The following is an 18,204-nucleotide window of genomic DNA, read 5'->3' on the forward strand; positions in this document are numbered from 1 at the left end:
GTGCGCAATGAGCTTGCGCACACCCGGCATCCGATTGGGCGATATCCCCCCGCCCGCGTTGCTGCGGATGCGCCGCGTCGCGACCGGGCTGCTGGTGGCGATGGCGGGGCTGTTCCTGGTCGCGCGCTTCAATGCGGGCGGCCACCCCGCCTGGGGGTATGTCCAGGCGTTCGCCGAGGCGGCGATGGTGGGCGGGCTGGCCGACTGGTTCGCGGTCACCGCGCTATTCCGTCACCCGCTCGGGCTGCCGATCCCGCACACCGCGATCGTCCCGCGCAACAAGGACCGGATCGGCGACACGCTGGCGGTGTTCCTCAAGGACAATTTCCTCATTCCCCGCGTCGTCGCGCAGCGGATGCGCGGCATCGACATCGCCGGCGCGGCGGGGCGCTGGCTGACCGAGGGCAACGCCACCGCCGCGGGCGGGCGGATGCGCTATGGCGCCGCACGGCTGGCGGCGAACATCCTCGAATCGCTCGACCAGGAACGGCTGGGCGGGATGGTCCGCGGCGCGCTGTCGGGGCAGTTGCGCCGGCTCGACGTCGCGCCGTTGCTCGGCCAGGCGCTGGAAGCGGCGATCGCCGATGGCCGTCACGGTCCGCTGATGGACGGCACGATCCGTCGGGCCGCGCGGATTCTCGAATCGAACCAGCATCTGATCCGCGCGATGGTGCACGAACGCGCAGGCGCGGTGCTGCGCTGGACCGGGCTCGACGAGACGCTGGCGAACAAGATCATCGACGGCTTGGAAAAGCTGGTCCACGCCATGGCCGACGATCCCGACCACCCCTTGCGCGCCAAGGCCGAAGAAGGCCTGGCGCAGCTCGCCCACGACCTGCAGCACGATCCTGCGACGCAGGCCAAAGTGGCGCGGTTCAAGGACGAGATGCTCGACAACCCCGCGCTCGGCAATTGGTGGCAGGGGGTGTGGGAGACGATGCGCGCCGGCCTGCTGCGGATGGCGCGCGATCCCGACGCGATGATGGCGGGCCGGCTGGGCGAGGCGCTTCGCCAGCTCGGCACCACACTGCAATCCGACCCGGTGCTGGCCGCGACGATCAACCGCTTCGCGCGCCGCGCCGTGGTGGGGGCGGCATCCGATTATGGCGACGCGATCGTCCGGCTGGTGAGCGACACCGTGCGCGGCTGGGACGCAGCGACGATCACCGGACGCCTTGAAAACGCGGTCGGCCGCGACCTGCAATATATCCGGATCAACGGGACGCTGGTGGGCGGCATCGTCGGCTTGGCGATCCACGCGATCGATGGCTGGCTGTAATTCCAATCGTTTACGCCAAAGACCCTTACCGCCAGTCGAGCACTTCCCACCCCTCGCGCGCCGCCAGTGCCTTGAGCGGCGCATGCGCGTTCACCGCGAACGCTTCATCGGCCCAGGCCAACGCGGGGGCGTCGGACACGTGATCACTGTAGAACCGCACCTGGGCCTCGCCGCGGGCGATCCCCTCGCGCGCCATCCACGCCTCGATCATCGCCAATTTGGCGGGACCATAGCAATTGTCGCCCGCGACTCCGCTCAGCACATCGCCCGCAGCATTGCGCCGGACCTCGGTCGCGACCACGGCGTCGAAGCCAAGGCGGGCCGCAATCACTTCAGCATAATAGCGGTACGACGCGGTCGCGAGCACCAGCCGGTAACCCGCGGCGCGATCGGCGGCGATCTGCGCGCGTGCTGCCGCCAGCACCTCGTCGCGGTCGATCGCCTCGGCGAACGCCGCGGTCAGCCGCGCAAGGTCCTGCTCGCTCAGCCGCGGCCCCAGCATCAGCCGCTGCGTCGCGTGCTTGAGCCGCGATCGGTCGATCAGCCCGAGCGGGTGCCCCAGCGCCAACAGCCCCGCGACGGGCAACAGCGCCAGCCGCCAGCGCGCATGGCCCGCCGCGCCCGCGATCAGGAAGCGCGTCCAGGTCGCGCGGCGGGTGACCGTCTTGTCCATGTCGTAGATCGCCAGCCGCATCATCCTTTGCGCCATGCCGCCTATAACCTTGCCGATCCATCTCAAATCGACGATGGAGGCAGGCGATGAAGCGAATGGCCGACTTTGCCCGCGACGGCGCCGATGGCGACACCATCCGTATGCAGGGCGATCTGTCGCTGGCGCAGCTGGGCGACCTGCCCGACCGGCTCGAGCAGGTCGATAGCGGGGTGACCCGGATCGATCTCAGCGGCGTCGATCGGATCGACACCGTCGGCGCTTGGGTCGTCCACCGGTTCGCGCGCGATCGCAATGCCGAGATCGTCGGGCTGGGCGAAGATAGCGGCAAGCTGATGGAGCAGGTGCAAGCCGCCGATCAGCCGATAGCGGTTTCCGGCAAGCCGATGCGCTCGGGCTTGCGCGTCCTCGACGAGATCGGCGCGGCTACCGCGCAGGCGGGCCGCACGATGCTCGGCCTGCTGGGGTTCATGGGCGCCACCGTTATCGCCTTTGCCAACGTCATCCGTCATCCGCGCCGGTTCCGCTTCAACGCGGTCGTTCACCGCTTCGAAGTCGTCGGGGTGTCGGCGCTCGGCATTGTCGGCTTGATGAGCTTCCTGATCGGCATCGTCATTGCGCAGCAGGGTGCGGTGCAGTTGCGTCAGTTCGGCGCCGAGGTATTCACGATCAACCTGATCGGCCGGCTCACCTTCCGCGAGCTCGGCGTGCTGATGACCGCGATCATGGTCGCGGGCCGATCGGGTTCGGCCTTCGCCGCGCAGATCGGCACGATGAAGCTGACCGAAGAGATCGACGCGATGCGCACGATCGGCGTTTCCCCGATGGAGGCGCTGGTGGTGCCGCGAGTGCTGGCGGCGATCCTGCTGATGCCGCTGCTTGGCTTCTACGCGTCGATCGTCGCGATCGTCGGCGGCTGCCTGCTCAGCTGGGCGACGCTCGACATCCCGCCGATCACCTTCATCCAGCGCATCCGCGAAGTCGTGCCGATCACCGATCTCTATGTCGGGCTGGTCAAGGCGCCGGTCTTTGGCGCGATCATCGCGATGTCGGGCTGCTTCCAGGGCATGCTGGTCGAAAACGACGCCGAACAGGTCGGGCTGCGCACCACATCGGCGGTGGTCCAGGCGATCTTCCTGGTGATCGTGCTCGACGCGTTCTTCGCGATCTTCTTTACCTGGATCGGCTGGATATGACCGAGCTTCGGTCCGACCCGCCCGCTGCCGACGCGCGCGACGGCGACCACATCATCTGCGTGCGCGGGCTGAAGAACGCGTTCGGCGAGCAGGTCGTCCACGAAAATCTCGACCTCGATGTGCGGCGCGGCGAGATCATCGGCGTCGTCGGCGGGTCAGGCACCGGCAAATCAGTGCTGATGCGTTCGATCATCGGGCTGCAGCACCCGGTCGAGGGCCAGATCGAAGTCTTCGGCGAAACCACGCTCGACCGCGAAGAGACCGAGGCGGTCGAGATTCGCAAGCGCTGGGGCGTGCTGTTCCAGGGCGGTGCGCTGTTTTCCACGCTTACCGTGTCCGAAAACGTCCAGGTGCCGATCAAGGAATTCTATCCTCGGATCGATCGCACGCTGCTCGCCGAAATTGCATCGTACAAGGTGGTGATGACCGGGCTGTCGGCTGATGCCGGCCCCAAATACCCCTCCGAATTGTCGGGCGGCATGAAGAAGCGCGCCGGGCTCGCCCGCGCACTCGCGCTCGATCCCGAATTGCTGTTCCTCGACGAACCCACCGCGGGGCTCGACCCGATCGGCGCCGCGGCGTTCGACGAACTCACCAAATCGCTCCAGCGGACGCTGGGGCTCACCGTATTCCTGATCACCCATGACCTCGACACGCTGTATGCGATCTGCGACCGCGTCGCGGTATTGGCCGACAAGAAGGTCATTGCAGTCGGCACGATCCCCGAGCTGCTGGCGCTGGACCACCCGTGGATTCAGGAATATTTCAACGGGCCGCGCGGACGCGCAGCGGTCGACAGCGCCGAGCGGGCCGACCGCAAAGCGAGCATGAGGTAAGGCATGGAAACCCGATCGAACCACGTCCTCGTCGGCGCCGTCGTGCTGATCCTGCTGCTGATGCTGGCGCTCTTCACCGTGTGGCTGGCGCAACTGAGCGGTGGCGACGAGAAGGAGTATGACATCTTCTTCAAGCAAGCGGTCGATGGCGTGAACAAGGGATCGCCGGTCGCCTTTTCGGGGGTTCCGTCGGGCCAGGTCACCGACATCGCGCTATATGTGCCCGATCCGCAATTTGTGCGCGTCCGCATCCGGGTGAACAGCGACGTGCCGATCCTCGAGGGCACCACCGCGACGATCCAAGGCGTCGGCTTCACCGGCGTCAGCCAAGTCGCACTCGATGGTTCGGTCAAGGGCGCTGCGCCGCTGGCGTGCCCGAGCGACGGCGTCTCGGCCGATTGTCCGTTCGGCGTGCCGACGATTCCCACCAAGCAGGGCGGGCTCGGCGCGATCCTGAACACCGCGCCGCTGCTTCTAGAGCGCATCTCGACGCTGACCGAGCGGCTGACCGAGCTGTTGTCCGATCGCAACCAGGAATCGATCGCGGGTATCCTGGAAAACACCAATCGCCTGTCCGATGCGCTGGCCGATCGCGGGCCCGAGATCGCCGCGACGCTTGCCGAGACGCAGATGGCGATCCGCCGCGCCGGGGTTGCCGCCGAACAGATCGGCCAGCTCGCCGCGACCACCAATACCGTGCTCGCCGAGGATATCCGCCCGGTGATGGCAAACCTCAACAAGACGATCCTAACCGCGCAGCGTAGCGCAGAATCGCTCGACGCAGCGATCGGCGATGCGCGGCCGGGGCTGCAGGCATTTTCGAAGCAGACCATTCCCGAGGTCGGCCAGCTGGTATCGGACCTTCGCCAGATGACCGAAGCGCTTTCCGAGGTCGCCGAAAAGGTGAACCGCGGCGGTGCAGGGTCGCTGGTCGGCTCGCCCAAGCTACCCGATTATGAACCCAAGTGATGCATTTCGTGAGGCACCGGCCATGAAGACGCTCGCAATCCTCCTCGCCGCGCTGCCGTTGTCGGCGTGCATCAGCTTCGGCGCCGAGCCGCCGCCCTCGCTGCTGACGCTTACCAGCGCCGCGGCGGTGCCGGTCGGCGAGACGCAGAACTCGGGCACCGCGCCGACCATCACTATCGGCGTTCCCTCGACGCCGCAGGAGCTGGGCGTTGCGCGGGTGCCGGTGCGATCGACCGACACCTCGATCGCCTATGTGAAGGACGCGCAATGGGTCGAGCCCCCTGCCCGGCTGTTCGCGCGGCTGCTGGCCGACACCATGACCGCACGCACCGGTCGCGTCGTGCTGTCGGGCCGCCAGTCGAACGTCGATCCGGGCGCCTTGCTGTCGGGCGAATTGCGCAGCTTCGGTTTCGAGGCGGCGACCAGCGAGGCGGTCGTCACCTATGATGGCGCGTTGTTGCGCAAGGACGCGACCGCATTCGAGAAGCGCCGCTTCGAGGCGCGCGTGCCGGTGACCGCGATCGACGCCGCCAATGCCGGAGTCGCGCTGAACCAGGCGGCGAACCAGGTTGCCGCCGAAGTGGCTGACTGGGTGGGGCGCTGAGCGGCTAGCGCCGGTCGAGTCGAGGGGTTAGCGCGCCGCCCTAGCCCCGTTCGTGCTAAGCCTGTCGAAGGACGATCCTTCTTGGACCGAGCGCAGGATGAACGGTGGAGGTGTCCTCACCCCGCCCGCCGCACCTGCACCGGCAAGTCGCACACCGCCGCCCCCACCGCTACCGTCGGTGACGCGGGCACTTCGCGCGAGCGGACATAGGCCGCGAAGCGCACATTATCCGCCGCGCGATATTCGAACTTCGGCCGCGCCGCCTCGGGCAGATCGCTCGCCAGCCGCACCGACACGATCGGCGTCCGCTCGGCGGGGTCGGCATAGACGCCGAGCGGCGCGTCGCTGCGCTTGAGCGATGACAGATTCTGCATCCCCTCGACGATCCGCCCGACCACGGTGTAGTTCCGGTCGAGCCGCCGCGCCGACTGGCCGATCGGGGTGAACAGCTCGGCGCCGCTGCCGGTATTGGGCAGCGCATCGCGCGCGACGCCGACCGATCCGTAGCAATGCGTCAGCCACGCAGCCTTGCCGTCGGTCGCGATCGGCCAGCCATCGGCGGTGAAGCCCGACGCGGTCGAATAGCTATCGGACCGCGCCATACGCTGCGCCGCTTCGAACCCCGCAATCTCGAACTCGGGGGCGGGCGATGCGGCGACGCCGGCGGGCAACGGCTTCTTCTCAGTCGCATCGCCCCATTGCGCGACCCAGTTTTCCTGGACGCGATAGACGCTTTCGCCGTCCCACCAGCCGGCCTTCGCCAGCGTACGGATATTCGCGACATGCGCAGGCGCAAACCGGGCCGCGAGCCGGACCACCACGGTACGGCCGTCGGCTAGCGTCATCACCAGCAATTCATCCGCCGGAACCGGCCGCCAATCAGTAGGCAACGCATCGCCGGGCAGCGGCGCGGGTGGCGTTTGCAGGGCGAGCGCAGCGAGTGCGAAGGCGTAAATGGGCATGGGTGCCAAGGTGGCACGCCGGCGCACCGATACGCAATGCCAACATGGTTGCGGGAACCTTGCGACTACCGCAATGTTAGCGTAGTCGGCCTCCTCTGCACCAAGGGTATGCGGAGCGGTGGCCGAGTGGTCGAAGGCGCTCGCCTGGAAAGTGAGTATGGGTCAAAAGCCCATCGTGGGTTCGAATCCCACCCGCTCCGCCACCCCGATTGTCCCCGGCCCCGCGCCGGCAAGCGCGAGCAGAGTATCTATTGTTGCAACGATCACCCCAGCCCACGACTGACAACCTCGCCATCCTCGACATACTCGGACGCGCGGGCGCTGCACTGTTCGCCGATTTCGACAGCGAGCGAATCGTCCAGCAGGTCACTGATTCGAGCCGCGAGCTGACCGGCGCGGCCTATGCCGCCTATTTCCACAATTTGGTCGACGAAAGCAGCGGTCGGCTAGGGCTCTACACGCTATCGGGCGCGCGCCGCGCTGATTTCGAGGGACTCGGCCACCCGCGCGCGACCCAAATCTTCGCGCCCACCTTCGACAATCGCGTCGTGCGCGCCGACGATGTCCTCGCCGATCCGCGCTATGGCCATAACTCCCCGCATCACGGCCTGCCCGCGGGGCATCTGCCGGTGCGTAGCTATCTTGCGGTGCCGGTGGTGGGGCGTTCGGGCGCGGTGCTGGGCGGCATCCTGCTCGGCCATCCCGAACCCGGCCGTTTCGGCGAGCATGAAGAGCGGCTGATCGTCGGGCTTGCGGGGCAGGCGGCAATCGCGATCGACAATGCGCGGTTGTTCGAAGCCGCGCAGCGCGAGCTCGCCGATCGCCGCCGTGTCGAAGCCGCGCTCGCCGCCAGCGAAATGCGGATGGAGGCGATCGCCAATTCGATCGACCAGATGATCTGGACGACCTTGCCCGACGGTTTCCACGATTATTACAATGCGCGCTGGTACGAATATACCGGGGTACCCGCGGGAACGACCGATGGCGAGGAGTGGAACCGGATCTTCCATCCCGAAGATCAGCCCCAGGCCTGGGAGCGCTGGCGGCACAGCCTGGCCACCGGTGATCCTTATGAAATCGAATATCGCCTTCGCCACCACAGCGGTGACTATCGCTGGGTGCTCGGGCGTGCGCAGTGCATGCGCGACGGCGACGGCAACATCACCCGCTGGTTCGGCACCTGCACCGACATCCACGAGCTGAAAGTGGCGCGCGACCAATTGCGCGATTTCAACGAGACGCTCGAAGCCCGCGTCCAGGCGCGCACCGAGGAGCTGATGCTGGCGCAGGAAGCGCTGCGCCAGGCGCAAAAGATGGAAGCGGTCGGCCAGCTGACCGGCGGCATCGCGCACGATTTCAACAATCTGCTGACGATCGTCACCGGCAATATCGGCATCACCCAGCGCGCGATCGCCGCCGCCGGGGTCAATGATCCGCGCGCCAGCCGGGCGCTCGACGGTGCGATGAAGGGTGCTGAGCGGGCTGCCGCGCTTACCCAGCGGCTGCTCGCCTTTTCGCGGCGCCAGCCGCTCGCTCCCAAGCCGATCGACGTCGACCGGCTGATCACGTCGATGGCCGACCTGCTCAACCGCGCGCTCGGCGAGACTGTTGCGCTCGAAACCGTCACGACGCCCGGACTGTGGCGCACCGAGGCCGATCCGCACCAACTCGAAAGCGCGATCCTCAACCTCGCCGTCAACGCGCGCGACGCGATGCCCGATGGCGGCAAGCTGACGATTGAAACCGCCAACGCCAATCTCGACGAACCCTATACCGCGCTCCATGCCGAGGTAGCGCCGGGAAGCTATGTGATGGTGTGCGTCACCGACACCGGTTGCGGCATGACCCCCGACCAGGTTCAGCGCGCGTTCGAACCCTTCTTCACCACCAAGGAAGTGGGCAAGGGCACCGGGCTGGGGCTGTCGATGGTCTATGGCTTCGTCAAGCAGTCGGGCGGCCATGTGAAGATCTATTCGGAGGTCGGCGAGGGCACGACGATCAAGCTGTATCTGCCGCGGCTGCTGCGCGACGTGACGATCGAACCCGAGCCGGCACTCGCGACAGGGCTCGAACCCAGCGTCCGGCGCGAGACGGTGCTGGTGTGCGAGGACGACGACGATGTCCGCGCCTATACCGTCGAATGCCTGCGCGAGCTCGGCTACCGCGTGCTCGAAGCGCATGACGGCCCCTCGGCGATCCGCCTGCTCGAACGCCAGGACGTGCCAGTCGATCTGCTGTTCACCGATGTGGTGATGCCCGGCATGTCAGGGCGCGAAGTCGCCGAGGCGGCGCAGGAAATCCAGCACGACCTGCGCGTGCTCTACACCTCGGGCTATACGCGCAACGCGATCGTCCATGGCGGGCGGCTCGATCCCGGTGTCGAGATGATCGGTAAGCCGTTCAGCTTCGAAACGCTCGCGCGGACGGTGCGCAACGTGCTCGATCGCGGACGCAGCGAACGCGTGCTGGTGGTCGAGGGCGACGACCAGGTCCGCGGCCTAGCGGTCGAAGCGCTGGCGAGCTCGGGGGTGCCGTCCGAAGGCGCGGCGACCGCGGGCGAAGCGCTGGGCAAGGTGCGCGCCGCGCGCGGCGACTATGCCTTCGTCGTGATCGATGCCGAGCTTGCCGAGGCGCTCGTCGCCGAACTGCGCGCGCAGCATCGCTGCCTGGCGATCCTGGTCGCCTCCGACGGCCCCGACCCGGCATTGGTCGAACGCTACGCCGACGACCGCTGCATCGCGATCATCGAGAAGCCCTACACCGCCGCGCGGCTGCGAGAGGCGAATGCTGCGCTGGCGGCGCGGTGAGAAACGTGGATGACCGTTCGTCCTGAGTAGGGGCTGAGCGAAGGCGAAGACCCGTATCGAAGGACTCTGCCACAAGCGGGCGGATGCTTCGATACGCCGCTTCGACAAGCTCAGCGGCTACCCAGCACGAACGGGTGTGGGCACCACCCCAAATCCCCGCGCAATGACCGTCTCGCTCGCCACCCGCCCACGCAGGGCCGCGACGATCACCGCCAGCGCCGCCTGCGGATCGCAGCGCCGTCCGCACAGGAAGATGTCGATCGCGGCATAGCCGTGCTCGGGCCAGCTATGGATCGAGATGTGCGATTCGGCGAGCAGCGCCACCCCGGTCACCCCCTGTCCCGGCCCGAAGGCGTGGAGCCGAACGTCGAGCACCGTCGCCCCCGCCGCCGCGGCGCCGTCGCGCAGCGCGCGCTCGACCAGCGCAAGGTCGTCGAGCCCGCTGCAGTCGTGAAGGTCGGCAATCAGGTGGCGGCCATCATAGGGGGGGATCATGTCAGAGCCTCATGCGCGTGGCCGATCCGCGCCATCGCCGCCTCGGCAGCGCGGGTGCCGTGATAGTGCGCTTCCTCGAAGATCGACAGCCCCGACAGGTCGCTATGCGCGAGGTAGAGCGGCGCCTCGGGCGCGAACGCCTTCGCCGCGCCCCAGACATAGCCCGGCACCGGACGCGCCATCGCATGCCCCCAGCGCCATAATTCGATCCCGGTGATCGCATCGGCCATGTCGGGATGCATCGCCAGCAGGTCGTCGCGAACGATCCGCTTCCATTCGCCGGCGGGCCGTTCGAGCAGCAGGCGGCGGCCATTGGCGGGGGACATGTCCGACAGCGGCAGATACCAGGTCAGCACGCTTTCGGCGCCCAGCGCACGCGACTGGTGGGTCGCGACGACATAGCCCAGCGAATTGCTGGTGGTCGAAACATTGTCCCAGGCCAGCGGCACGCCCGCGCCGCCGGGCAGCCGCGACACGCTGATGTTGGCGACCAGCCACGGTGCATAGCTGCACGCAGCCGTATCGGGCAGTTCGGCGCAGACCCGCTTGGCGACGAACAACGGCATCGCGACGATCACCGCCGCCGCACGCGTTCGGTGGGTGACGCCTTCGCCGACGTCGAAATGATCGACGTGGAACGCCCCGTCGGGCTGGCGCTCGATCGCGTGGACGATCCGCCCGGTTGTGATGTTTTTCGGAAAGGCACCCGCCATCGCCTGGGTCAGGCGGCCGTTGCCTCCCGGCCAGGTCAGCACATTGTCCCCGACATCGCCCGCCGCAGCTCCGCGCCGCCCCGCGAAATAATGAATGCCAGCCCAAGCCGACACATCTTCGGGCTCGGTCCCATAATCGTCGCGCGTCGCATAGCGAACATGCGCGCGCAGCACCGGCGACTTAAACCCACGCTCGTCGAGCCATTGGCCGAAGCCGATCCGGTCGAGCACGCGCCACTTCGCGTCCTCCGAGCTATACACGATCGGCGTCGCAAAGGCGGGCCGCCCGTCGCTGCCCGTCGCCGCCGAAAACGCCGTCATTTCGGCACCGAAGCGCGCAAGCTGGCGTTGATCTTCGGGCGTCAGGCCGGTGGTGGGCACCAGCCCTTCATGCCAGCGCCCGCGCCAGAACAGCCGTTCCTGCAGATCGGCGCACAATTGCTGCGGGTCATAGACCGGCAACCCGTCCTGCTCGCCGGTGATGATCCCCAGCCGGGTCAGCAGCTTGCGCAGCGCGCGTGCCTCGGCATTGGCGATCGGCAGGTAATGCGCGCCGAGCGGATAAGCCGACACCGCATTGCGCCCCGAACGCGCATTCCCCCCCGCGACGTCCTCGAGCTCCAGCAACCGGAAATCGCTATAGCCTGCCTCGTTGAGCGTCCATCCCGCCGCCAGCCCGGCGACCCCGCCGCCGGCGATGACGACCCCCGCCTCGTCAAACCGCGTGGGCGCGGGAAAACCCCCTTTGCGCAACCGATGCCCGCGTTCAAGATCGGCCCCCAGCAGCGCCCCCTGTGGCAAGGGTGCCTCGCGAAACGCATAGGCAGCACCCGCCCCCGCCGCGGCGACCGCGCCCGCCCCTACCCCCAGAAACGTTCGCCGATCAGCCTTCATAGCGGCTCCATGCGGAATCGAACTCGCGCACCAGCACCTGGTTGTCGAGCCGGTTCACTTGCGTAGGGCGGCGCGCCATGTCGGGTGGGAATTGGTATAGCTGCCGCTCGACCGCGGGCGTCAGAAACCGCCCGGTCGGAAAACGCGCTTCGACCGGGATCGGGCGGTTGGCGGCGAGCAGGAACCCCCATTCGCCGAAGCTCGGGACATAGGCGTGATAGCCGCGCGTCACGAACCCAGCCGATTCGAGCGTCGTTGCGACGGTCCAATAAGCGTCGGGCGCGATCAGCGGTGAGGTGCTCTGCACCACCATCATCGCGCCGGGGGCGAGCAGCCGGCGGACTTGGTTATAGAAGGTTTCGGTGTAGAGCTTGCCCACCGAATAATCGACGGGGTCGGGAAAATCGACGACGATCGCGTCGTAGCGATCGGTCGCCTCGCGCACCCAGCGAAAGCCGTCGTCGTTGATCACCGTCATGCGCGGATCGGACAGCGATCCCCGGTTCATCCGCGCCAGCGTGCCGGTATCGCGGAACAGCCCGGTCATCGCGCCGTCGAGATCGACCAATGTCACCTTCTCGACGCTGGGGTAGCGAAACACCTCACGCGCCGCCAAGCCATCGCCGCCGCCCAGGATCAGCACGTTGCGCGGGTTGGTCACGCGCCCCAACGCCGGATGCACCAGCGCCTCATGATAGCGATATTCGTCGCGCGACGAGAACTGCAGATTGCCGTTGAGGTACAGCCGCAGATCGTCGTCGCGGCGGGTGAGCACGATTCGCTGGAACCGGCTCGACTTGGCGTAGATGATCGGCTCGCCATAGCCGGCGACCTCGCCCATCCGCTGCAACCGATCGGAGGCGAAGAACCCCGCCGCCAGCGCCGCCAGGATTATCACCGCCGCCACCTTCTCGCCGCGCAGCCCGGTGGCGCGTGGCAACGCGAACAGCACCGCGAGCGCGACCGCTGCATTCGCGAAGCCGAACAGGAACCCGGTGCGGATCATTCCCAGATGCGGCATCAGCACCAGCGGGAAGAGCAACGAAGCGAACAGCGCGCCGACATAGTCGAAGGTCAGGACGCTCGAGACGACTTCGCGAAAGTCGAAATCCTTGAGGATCCGGATCAGCAGCGGGATTTCGAGTCCGACCAGGAAGCCGATCGCCAGCACGATGCCATAGAGCGTGATCCGGAAATGATCGATCAGCGGGAACAGCAGGAACAACGCCGCCGCCGAACAGCCGCCGATGATCGCGATCAGCAATTCGACGCGGACGAACAGCCGCAACTCGCCGCGTTTCACATAGCGCGAGCACCAGCTGCCGATCCCCATCGCGAACAAATAGCTGCCGATAACGGTCGAAAACTGCGTGACGCTGTCGCCCAGCAGATAGCTGGCGATCGTCGACGCCAGCAATTCGTAGATCAGCCCGCAGGTCGCGACGACAAAGGCCGAGACCAATAACGCCCCCGCCGGTGCCGTCAGCTTGGTGCGCGGCGTGGCGGGGTCCGAATCAGCCATGGATTGCCGCGGCAATGATCAACGCGAGCCCGAGCGCCATCGCCGCGGTGACGATCGCAACGCCGATGTTACGCTGGTCGTGGATCTCGTTCCACAAATGGCCGGGGGTCAGCTTGTCGAGCACCCAGAAGCCCACCGCGAAGACGATCATGCCGATGCCGGCATAGAGCAGGGTATTGAGCAGGACGGGGAGTGTCGTGACCATGTGTCGTGTCCCTTATTTATGCGTGGGAATGAAGATGATGCCGCCGCCACCGCCGCCGGTGCGCGTCCCCTGTACCGGGCGGCTGGCATCGGCGAAGGGCGACCAGGCGTAGTTGGTCGCGAACAGGAACGCGGCGGCGATTCCGGCGCACCACAGGCCGTAGAACAGGATACCGCTGCGCATCAGTCTTCCTCATCGCTGAGCACGGGGGCGAAATCGCTTTCGCCGCTGCGTGCCGATTCGAACGCGGCGTGGCGGATCAGGCCGATCAACAGCGGGATCGCGATCAGGAACAGCGCCAGGACCAGCACGCCGCCCTGGAACCGCGTGGTTCGCACCTCGATCTGTAGTTGGGGCGGCTCGCCGCCGTCGCGGCGCCAGTCGGGCGCTGCGGGCTGCGGCGCCGCCGCGCCACCGCCGCCGAAGAAATCACCGGGGTTCGATCCGCCATTGAGCGGCGCGGTCGGATCGACCCAGACATTGCCGCGATACGACACGATCAGGTCATAGGTTCCCGCGGGCACCGCGGCGAAGCTGGCGCCGGTGCTGCGCGATCCCTCGCTCCAGCTGCCATCGGTATCGCGCCCCGAATAGGCCTCGGCAGCCTTCGACGCGGTATAGGCCTTCTGGTCGGCGCGGCTGACCAGCGCATAGTTGATATCGACCCAGCCATTCGACAGCGCGGGCACCCGCGTCTCGATCTTCACCCCCTGGCGCGCGCGCGCCAGCGTGAAGGGGCCGAGCGTCGCTTCCTGCTCGCTGCCGTCGGCGGCGATCGGCGCGGTGCCGGTGAATACCGTGCCCCCGCCGCCGCTGAAGATCGCCACCCCCAGCAGCACCGCGATGGCGAGCAGCGCGACGACCAGCCCCTGCTTGAGCCAGCCGACATGCGGCGAGGGCTGGTGCGGCAGTGGCGGCGAGGGGCTAGGATTGGCGGTGACCCCGAACGCCTTCATTTCCTTGGGATCGAGCAGTTCGGACAGCGACCAGCTGACTTCGCGGTCGTCGGCCTCGCGCGACAGCATGAAGCCCGGTCGAACCCAATCGTCGGTGCGGACGGTCTCGCCACGCTTCACTCGCCAATAGAATTCACCGACGACATAATCGACCTGCGCGGTGCCGTCGGCGAAGAAGGGCTTGTAGCGCTTGCCGTCGAGCGTGATCCCGCCCTCATGCCCCGGCACCACGGTGAGCAGCTCGCCGAAGCTCCAGCCGCCGCGATTGGCGATCAGCCAGCGATAACCGTGATAGGGGTTGAAGAGGAGATATTCCTCCCAGCCATATTGGCCACGCTCGCTGCGCGCGAGATAGCCGATCGCCTCCCATTCGACCCCGCGCAGCGTGCCGCGCGTGCCGAGCGGTATCTCGAGCCGCGCCGCCGCCTCGTGATATTGCGTCACCAGCTTCACTTGCGGCTGCGATACGTCGAGGATGCTCGAACAATATTGGCACGCGATCGTCACGGTATAGCCTGCCGCGCGCACCGCCAGCGTGCCACCGCAAGACGGGCAGCCCAGCGCCTTGGCGGCGGGGGCGGGCGGGGCGGCGTCAGCCATTCGCCGGGATCGCCCAGCCGTCGATCGCGCGCAACCCCGCGGGCTGCAGCTCGGCGAGCGTCACGTAGCGCCCGTCATAGAAATGCGCCTCGTCGCCATCGCGCTGCATATTGGCGACGCGGCCCGATGTTGTGCGGAAATCGACCGAGTAGATCCGCCAGCCCGGCGGCGCGGTGAAGGGCAGCTCGCCCTCGGCCGCGATGCATTCGACCTCGCGCGCGTCGGCGACCGTCAGCATGTCGTCTTCGAGCTCGATCCGGTCGCCGATCGGCGCGTCGGCGCCGCGCTGGATCGCGATCAGCACCGGTGAATGGATCCGCGGCATCGGCCGTTCGAAGGTCATCATGAACTGCCCCATCGCCTCGCCCAACCAGCCGAAACCGTTGTCGCCGAACAGGCACAGCCATTCGTTCCACGATCCGTCGGTCCACGACCAGCGAACGCGGCCGACGATCTCGAACGGCCTGCCATCGAATCGCCCGCGCGTACCGATCTGCAACGGACTGACATCGAACGGCAACGCCGCCTGCACCCCCACGATCGCTACGCCCGAATCGCTGCGCACCAGCATCGACCGGCAATGGTCGCACACACGATCGGGCAGCCCCGCCGAGCGGAAGGTGACCGGGGCGCCGCAATTGGGACAATCGATGGTCAGCATGGATTTTCCAATAGGCTCGCCTGCCGGCCCTGGGTCCGTTCGTCCTGAGTAGCCGTCGAGTAGCCCCGCAGGGGCGTATCGAGACGGCGTATCGAAGGAGGCCACCGGGAGGCGGTGCTTCGATACGAGCCCTCGACACGCCGCTGCGCGGCTACTCGGTCTCTACTCAGCACGAACGGATGTTTCGGGCCCAGCCAGGGAGGGGAGCAGCTTACCGGATCCGCCCCAGCAATTCGGTCTTCTTGGCATCGAAATCGGCCTGGGTGATCGCGCCGATCGTCAGCAGCTTGTGGAGCTTTTCGATCTGGCCATAGGCGTCCTCGCTCGCCACCGGGGCGGGTGCCGCGCCACCGCCGGCACCGCCGCCGAGCGCGCCCGCCATCGCCTGGCCCATTGCCATGCCCGCGCCCGCACCGACCCCCAGGCCGGCGATCCCTCCCTCCTGGCTCGCCGCCTTCTCGATCGCGTCGCCGCTCTGGAACTTCACGAAGCGGTCGAGGTCGCCGACGACTCGCATCGACGATGCCTTGTCGAGATATTTCTGGACTTCCTCGGGCAGCGAGACGCTTTCGACGAAGAAGGTCTGGCACGACAGCCCCCATTGGGTGAACGCTGGCTGGACCATTTCCTTGAGCCGATCGGACATCGCCGCCTGATCGGCCGCCATGTCGACGAAACCGAATTCGCTGCGGCCGAGCGAGGTTGCGAGCTGGGTGGCGATCGCGCTGCGCAATTGCTGCTCGACATCCTCGACGCGGACGCGCTCGAGCGTGCCCATCAGCTTGGCCTGGAACACCGGCGGCTGTTCGATGCGGAAGCTGTAGCCGCCGAACGCGCGGATCCGCAGCGGGCCGAACTCCTTGTCGCGCACCGTCACCGGCTGCGACGTTCCCCATTTATGCCCCGCCTGCTCCTTCTGCGTGAAGAACAGAACATCGGCCTTGAAGGGCGACTGGAAACCCTTGTCCCAATTCTGCAGCGCGGTGAGCAGCGGCAGGTTCGCGGTTTCGATATTGTGCATGCCCGGCCCGAAGGCGTCGGCCATCTGGCCTTCGTTATAGAAGAACGCGACCTGCCCCTCGCGCACCGTCAGCGCGGCGCCGTTCTGGATCTCGCGATCCTCCATCGGATAGCGCATCGCCAGGTCGCCGGGCTGCTCCACCCAATCGATGACGTCGACAAACTGCTTCTTGAGGAAATCGAGAATGCCCATGGTCGAGACCTTTCGCTAGTTGCGTGCAGTGTATCGCCTATACGATACACTTTAAACCGAAATCGGACCGAGGACCGGATGGCCGAACGCAACCCACTCCACATCGCGTTCCTGCTGTACGACGACGTTACCCAGCTCGACTTGACCGGCCCGGCGCAAGTGCTGTCGCGGCTGGGCAATGCGACGATCGACCTGGTCGCGGCGACGCGCGACCCGGTGGCCACCGATAGCGGCTCTCCGCTGCATCCCACTGCCACCTTTGCCGAGGTGCCCCGCGCCGACATATTGTGCGTGCCTGGCGGGTTCGGCACCACCGCGGCGATGGAGGATGCAGCGACGCTCGACTGGGTGCGCAGCGTCGGTACCGAAGCTACCTGGGTCACCAGCGTCTGCACCGGGTCGCTGCTGCTGGCGGCAGCGGGGCTGCTCGATGGCCGCCGCGCCGCGTGCCATTGGGCGACGCGCGAGCATCTGGCGCTGTTCGGCGCGATCCCGGTGGCGGAGCGGGTGGTGTTCGACGGCAACCGCGTCACCGGCGGCGGGGTGACCGCGGGAATCGATTTCGCGCTGGCGCTGATGGCGGCGATCCGCGGCGAGGATCATGCGCGCTTCGTCCAGCTCTCGCTAGAATACGACCCCGCCCCGCCCTTCGAATCGGGCTCGCCCGAGCGTGCCTCGCCCGAAACCGTCGCGCGCTATCGTGCGATGGTGGCACAGCGCGCCCCCGACCGCGCTGAACGCTTCGCCGTCATCGCGCGAAACCAAGCCGCACGCCGCGGGTTGTAGCAGCCAACTCCCAAATCATGAGGCTTTGCATGCTCGAGCTGAACGACGGCCGCGCCATTCCCCAACTCGGCTTCGGCACCTACAAGGTTCCGCAGGCGATTGCCGCACAAGTCGTGCGATCGGCGATTGATACCGGCTACAAGCTGGTCGACACCGCCGCGCTGTACGAAAACGAACATGGCGTGGGCCAGGCGCTTGCGAGCATCGACGATGTGTTCGTCACCACCAAATTGTGGGCGAACATGCACGAGGATGCCGAGGGCGCGCTCGACCAGAGCCTGGCGCTGCTCGGGCGCGACAGCGTCGATCTGTACCTTATCCACTGGCCGGCACCCGGCCAGGGCAAGTTCGTCGAGGCCTGGAAGGGGCTGGTGCGGCTGCGCGAGGCGGGCAAGGCCAAGTCGATCGGGGTGTCGAACTTCCTGCCAGAGCATATCGAGGCGATCTTCGCCGCGACCGGCGTAATGCCAGCGGTAAACCAGATCGAGCTGCACCCCGATTTCCAACAGCGCGAGGCGCGTGCCTTCCACGAGCAGCACAGGATCGTCACGCAGAGCTGGAGCCCGCTTGGTCAGGGAACAACGATCAACAGCCCTGTGATCGCCAAGATTGCCGAGAAGCACGGTCGTAGTCCTGCACAGGTGATCCTGCGCTGGCATATCCAGCACGGGCTGGCGGTGATCCCCAAGGCGTCGGACGAAGCGCATATGCGCGACAATTTCGGCGCCACCGAGGGGATGCTCGATGCCGACGACATGGCGGCGATCGATTCGATGGATCGCGCCGACGGGCGGCTGGGGCCCGATCCTCTGGCCCAGGGGTGACGTGACCTTCTG

At 67.0% G+C, this 18,204-nt stretch carries 18 protein-coding genes and 1 tRNA gene; 9 read left to right on the forward strand and 10 right to left on the reverse strand.

All coding sequences use genetic code 11. The features are described 5' to 3' along the window. The first annotated feature begins 7 nt into the window (after nt 1–7). A complete protein-coding gene (locus NMP03_RS11655) occupies nt 8–1,279 on the forward strand; it encodes a DUF445 domain-containing protein (protein WP_406697694.1) in 1,272 nt (423 codons plus the stop codon). A 25-nt stretch (nt 1,280–1,304) separates the two neighbouring features. On the opposite strand, the gene NMP03_RS11660 is transcribed toward NMP03_RS11655, so the two are convergent. Then, nucleotides 1,305–1,988, reverse strand: a complete 684-nt coding sequence (locus tag NMP03_RS11660; protein WP_256505581.1) for an HAD family hydrolase — start codon at nt 1,986–1,988, stop codon at nt 1,305–1,307. A 50-nt stretch (nt 1,989–2,038) separates the two neighbouring features. Between NMP03_RS11660 and NMP03_RS11665 the strand changes: the two genes are divergently transcribed. Genes NMP03_RS11665 through NMP03_RS11680 form a run of 4 tightly spaced genes read left to right on the forward strand, consistent with a single transcriptional unit; the run spans nt 2,039 to nt 5,554 of the window. Continuing rightward, entirely contained in the window at nt 2,039–3,145 is a 1,107-nt protein-coding gene (locus tag NMP03_RS11665; RefSeq protein WP_256505582.1) for an ABC transporter permease, read from the forward strand. Beyond that, nucleotides 3,142–3,981, forward strand: a complete 840-nt coding sequence (locus tag NMP03_RS11670) for an ABC transporter ATP-binding protein (RefSeq protein ID WP_256505583.1) — start codon at nt 3,142–3,144, stop codon at nt 3,979–3,981. Before NMP03_RS11665 ends, NMP03_RS11670 begins: the two co-directional genes overlap by 4 nt. A gap of 3 nt (nt 3,982–3,984) precedes the next feature. Then, nucleotides 3,985–4,950, forward strand: coding sequence for an MlaD family protein (locus tag NMP03_RS11675; protein ID WP_256505584.1), 966 nt, complete (start codon nt 3,985–3,987; stop codon nt 4,948–4,950). A gap of 22 nt (nt 4,951–4,972) precedes the next feature. After that, nucleotides 4,973–5,554, forward strand: a complete 582-nt coding sequence (locus NMP03_RS11680; RefSeq protein ID WP_256505585.1) for an ABC-type transport auxiliary lipoprotein family protein — start codon at nt 4,973–4,975, stop codon at nt 5,552–5,554. A 116-nt stretch (nt 5,555–5,670) separates the two neighbouring features. Here NMP03_RS11680 and NMP03_RS11685 read toward each other — a convergent pair whose 3' ends face one another. After that, nucleotides 5,671–6,516, reverse strand: a complete 846-nt coding sequence (locus NMP03_RS11685; RefSeq protein ID WP_256505586.1) for a peptidylprolyl isomerase — start codon at nt 6,514–6,516, stop codon at nt 5,671–5,673. Between the two features lie 112 nt (nt 6,517–6,628). Between NMP03_RS11685 and NMP03_RS11690 the strand changes: the two genes are divergently transcribed. Then, nucleotides 6,629–6,719: transfer RNA gene (locus tag NMP03_RS11690), tRNA-Ser, on the forward strand. 51 nt (nt 6,720–6,770) lie between these two features. Next, entirely contained in the window at nt 6,771–9,323 is a 2,553-nt protein-coding gene (locus NMP03_RS11695; RefSeq protein WP_406697698.1) for an ATP-binding protein, read from the forward strand. A gap of 117 nt (nt 9,324–9,440) precedes the next feature. Here the strand turns inward: NMP03_RS11695 and speD are convergent, their stop codons facing one another. The 8 genes from speD to NMP03_RS11735 all read right to left on the reverse strand — a co-directional run bounded on the left by speD (nt 9,441) and on the right by NMP03_RS11735 (nt 16,582). Beyond that, nucleotides 9,441–9,818, reverse strand: a complete 378-nt coding sequence (gene speD, locus NMP03_RS11700; RefSeq protein ID WP_256505588.1) for an adenosylmethionine decarboxylase — start codon at nt 9,816–9,818, stop codon at nt 9,441–9,443. Next, the gene (locus NMP03_RS11705; protein WP_256505589.1) at nt 9,815–11,425 is read right to left on the reverse strand and encodes an FAD-dependent oxidoreductase; all 1,611 of its coding nucleotides are present in this window, start codon (nt 11,423–11,425) and stop codon (nt 9,815–9,817) included. The genes speD and NMP03_RS11705 overlap by 4 nt, the downstream gene beginning before the upstream one ends. Beyond that, the gene (locus tag NMP03_RS11710) at nt 11,415–12,947 is read right to left on the reverse strand and encodes a polyamine aminopropyltransferase (RefSeq protein WP_256505590.1); all 1,533 of its coding nucleotides are present in this window, start codon (nt 12,945–12,947) and stop codon (nt 11,415–11,417) included. The genes NMP03_RS11705 and NMP03_RS11710 overlap by 11 nt, the downstream gene beginning before the upstream one ends. After that, nucleotides 12,940–13,152 (reverse strand): DUF350 domain-containing protein, encoded by a 213-nt coding sequence (locus NMP03_RS11715; RefSeq protein ID WP_256505591.1) that lies wholly within the window; start codon nt 13,150–13,152, stop codon nt 12,940–12,942. Before NMP03_RS11715 ends, NMP03_RS11710 begins: the two co-directional genes overlap by 8 nt. A gap of 12 nt (nt 13,153–13,164) precedes the next feature. Further along, nucleotides 13,165–13,335, reverse strand: a complete 171-nt coding sequence (locus tag NMP03_RS11720) for a hypothetical protein (RefSeq protein ID WP_256505592.1) — start codon at nt 13,333–13,335, stop codon at nt 13,165–13,167. Beyond that, nucleotides 13,335–14,708, reverse strand: coding sequence for a DUF4178 domain-containing protein (locus NMP03_RS11725; RefSeq protein ID WP_256505593.1), 1,374 nt, complete (start codon nt 14,706–14,708; stop codon nt 13,335–13,337). The genes NMP03_RS11720 and NMP03_RS11725 overlap by 1 nt, the downstream gene beginning before the upstream one ends. Next, entirely contained in the window at nt 14,701–15,369 is a 669-nt protein-coding gene (locus NMP03_RS11730) for a DUF4178 domain-containing protein (RefSeq protein WP_256505595.1), read from the reverse strand. The genes NMP03_RS11725 and NMP03_RS11730 overlap by 8 nt, the downstream gene beginning before the upstream one ends. Before the next feature lie 211 nt (nt 15,370–15,580). Beyond that, on the reverse strand, nt 15,581–16,582 hold the full coding sequence (locus NMP03_RS11735; RefSeq protein WP_256505596.1) for an SPFH domain-containing protein: 1,002 nt from the start codon (nt 16,580–16,582) through the stop codon (nt 15,581–15,583). 78 nt (nt 16,583–16,660) lie between these two features. Here NMP03_RS11735 and NMP03_RS11740 point away from each other — a divergent pair, with 78 nt between their 5' ends. Together NMP03_RS11740 and NMP03_RS11745 are read left to right on the forward strand one after the other, a co-directional pair. Beyond that, nucleotides 16,661–17,368, forward strand: a complete 708-nt coding sequence (locus NMP03_RS11740) for a DJ-1/PfpI family protein (RefSeq protein ID WP_256505597.1) — start codon at nt 16,661–16,663, stop codon at nt 17,366–17,368. A 29-nt stretch (nt 17,369–17,397) separates the two neighbouring features. Continuing rightward, nucleotides 17,398–18,192, forward strand: coding sequence for an aldo/keto reductase (locus NMP03_RS11745; protein ID WP_256505600.1), 795 nt, complete (start codon nt 17,398–17,400; stop codon nt 18,190–18,192). Nucleotides 18,193–18,204: the final 12 nt, after the last annotated feature.

It is taken from the genome of Sphingomonas qomolangmaensis (assembly GCF_024496245.1).
In the GTDB taxonomy this organism is placed as follows: Bacteria; Pseudomonadota; Alphaproteobacteria; order Sphingomonadales; family Sphingomonadaceae; genus Sphingomonas; species Sphingomonas qomolangmaensis.

What these genes read in the sequence shown, in the direction of transcription:
- NMP03_RS11720 (WP_256505592.1), bottom strand. Translation starts at nt 13,335, where the DNA reads ATGCGCAGCGGTATCCTGTTCTACGGCCTGTGGTGCGCCGGAATCGCC.
- NMP03_RS11705 (WP_256505589.1), bottom strand. Translation starts at nt 11,425, where the DNA reads ATGAAGGCTGATCGGCGAACGTTTCTGGGGGTAGGGGCGGGCGCGGTC.
- speD (WP_256505588.1), bottom strand. Translation starts at nt 9,818, where the DNA reads ATGATCCCCCCCTATGATGGCCGCCACCTGATTGCCGACCTTCACGAC.
- NMP03_RS11740 (WP_256505597.1), top strand. Translation starts at nt 16,661, where the DNA reads ATGGCCGAACGCAACCCACTCCACATCGCGTTCCTGCTGTACGACGAC.
- NMP03_RS11730 (WP_256505595.1), bottom strand. Translation starts at nt 15,369, where the DNA reads ATGCTGACCATCGATTGTCCCAATTGCGGCGCCCCGGTCACCTTCCGC.
- NMP03_RS11680 (WP_256505585.1), top strand. Translation starts at nt 4,973, where the DNA reads ATGAAGACGCTCGCAATCCTCCTCGCCGCGCTGCCGTTGTCGGCGTGC.
- NMP03_RS11735 (WP_256505596.1), bottom strand. Translation starts at nt 16,582, where the DNA reads ATGGGCATTCTCGATTTCCTCAAGAAGCAGTTTGTCGACGTCATCGAT.
- NMP03_RS11715 (WP_256505591.1), bottom strand. Translation starts at nt 13,152, where the DNA reads ATGGTCACGACACTCCCCGTCCTGCTCAATACCCTGCTCTATGCCGGC.
- NMP03_RS11675 (WP_256505584.1), top strand. Translation starts at nt 3,985, where the DNA reads ATGGAAACCCGATCGAACCACGTCCTCGTCGGCGCCGTCGTGCTGATC.
- NMP03_RS11660 (WP_256505581.1), bottom strand. Translation starts at nt 1,988, where the DNA reads ATGGCGCAAAGGATGATGCGGCTGGCGATCTACGACATGGACAAGACG.
- NMP03_RS11725 (WP_256505593.1), bottom strand. Translation starts at nt 14,708, where the DNA reads ATGGCTGACGCCGCCCCGCCCGCCCCCGCCGCCAAGGCGCTGGGCTGC.
- NMP03_RS11710 (WP_256505590.1), bottom strand. Translation starts at nt 12,947, where the DNA reads ATGGCTGATTCGGACCCCGCCACGCCGCGCACCAAGCTGACGGCACCG.
- NMP03_RS11665 (WP_256505582.1), top strand. Translation starts at nt 2,039, where the DNA reads ATGAAGCGAATGGCCGACTTTGCCCGCGACGGCGCCGATGGCGACACC.
- NMP03_RS11745 (WP_256505600.1), top strand. Translation starts at nt 17,398, where the DNA reads ATGCTCGAGCTGAACGACGGCCGCGCCATTCCCCAACTCGGCTTCGGC.
- NMP03_RS11670 (WP_256505583.1), top strand. Translation starts at nt 3,142, where the DNA reads ATGACCGAGCTTCGGTCCGACCCGCCCGCTGCCGACGCGCGCGACGGC.
- NMP03_RS11655 (WP_406697694.1), top strand. Translation starts at nt 8, where the DNA reads ATGAGCTTGCGCACACCCGGCATCCGATTGGGCGATATCCCCCCGCCC.
- NMP03_RS11685 (WP_256505586.1), bottom strand. Translation starts at nt 6,516, where the DNA reads ATGCCCATTTACGCCTTCGCACTCGCTGCGCTCGCCCTGCAAACGCCA.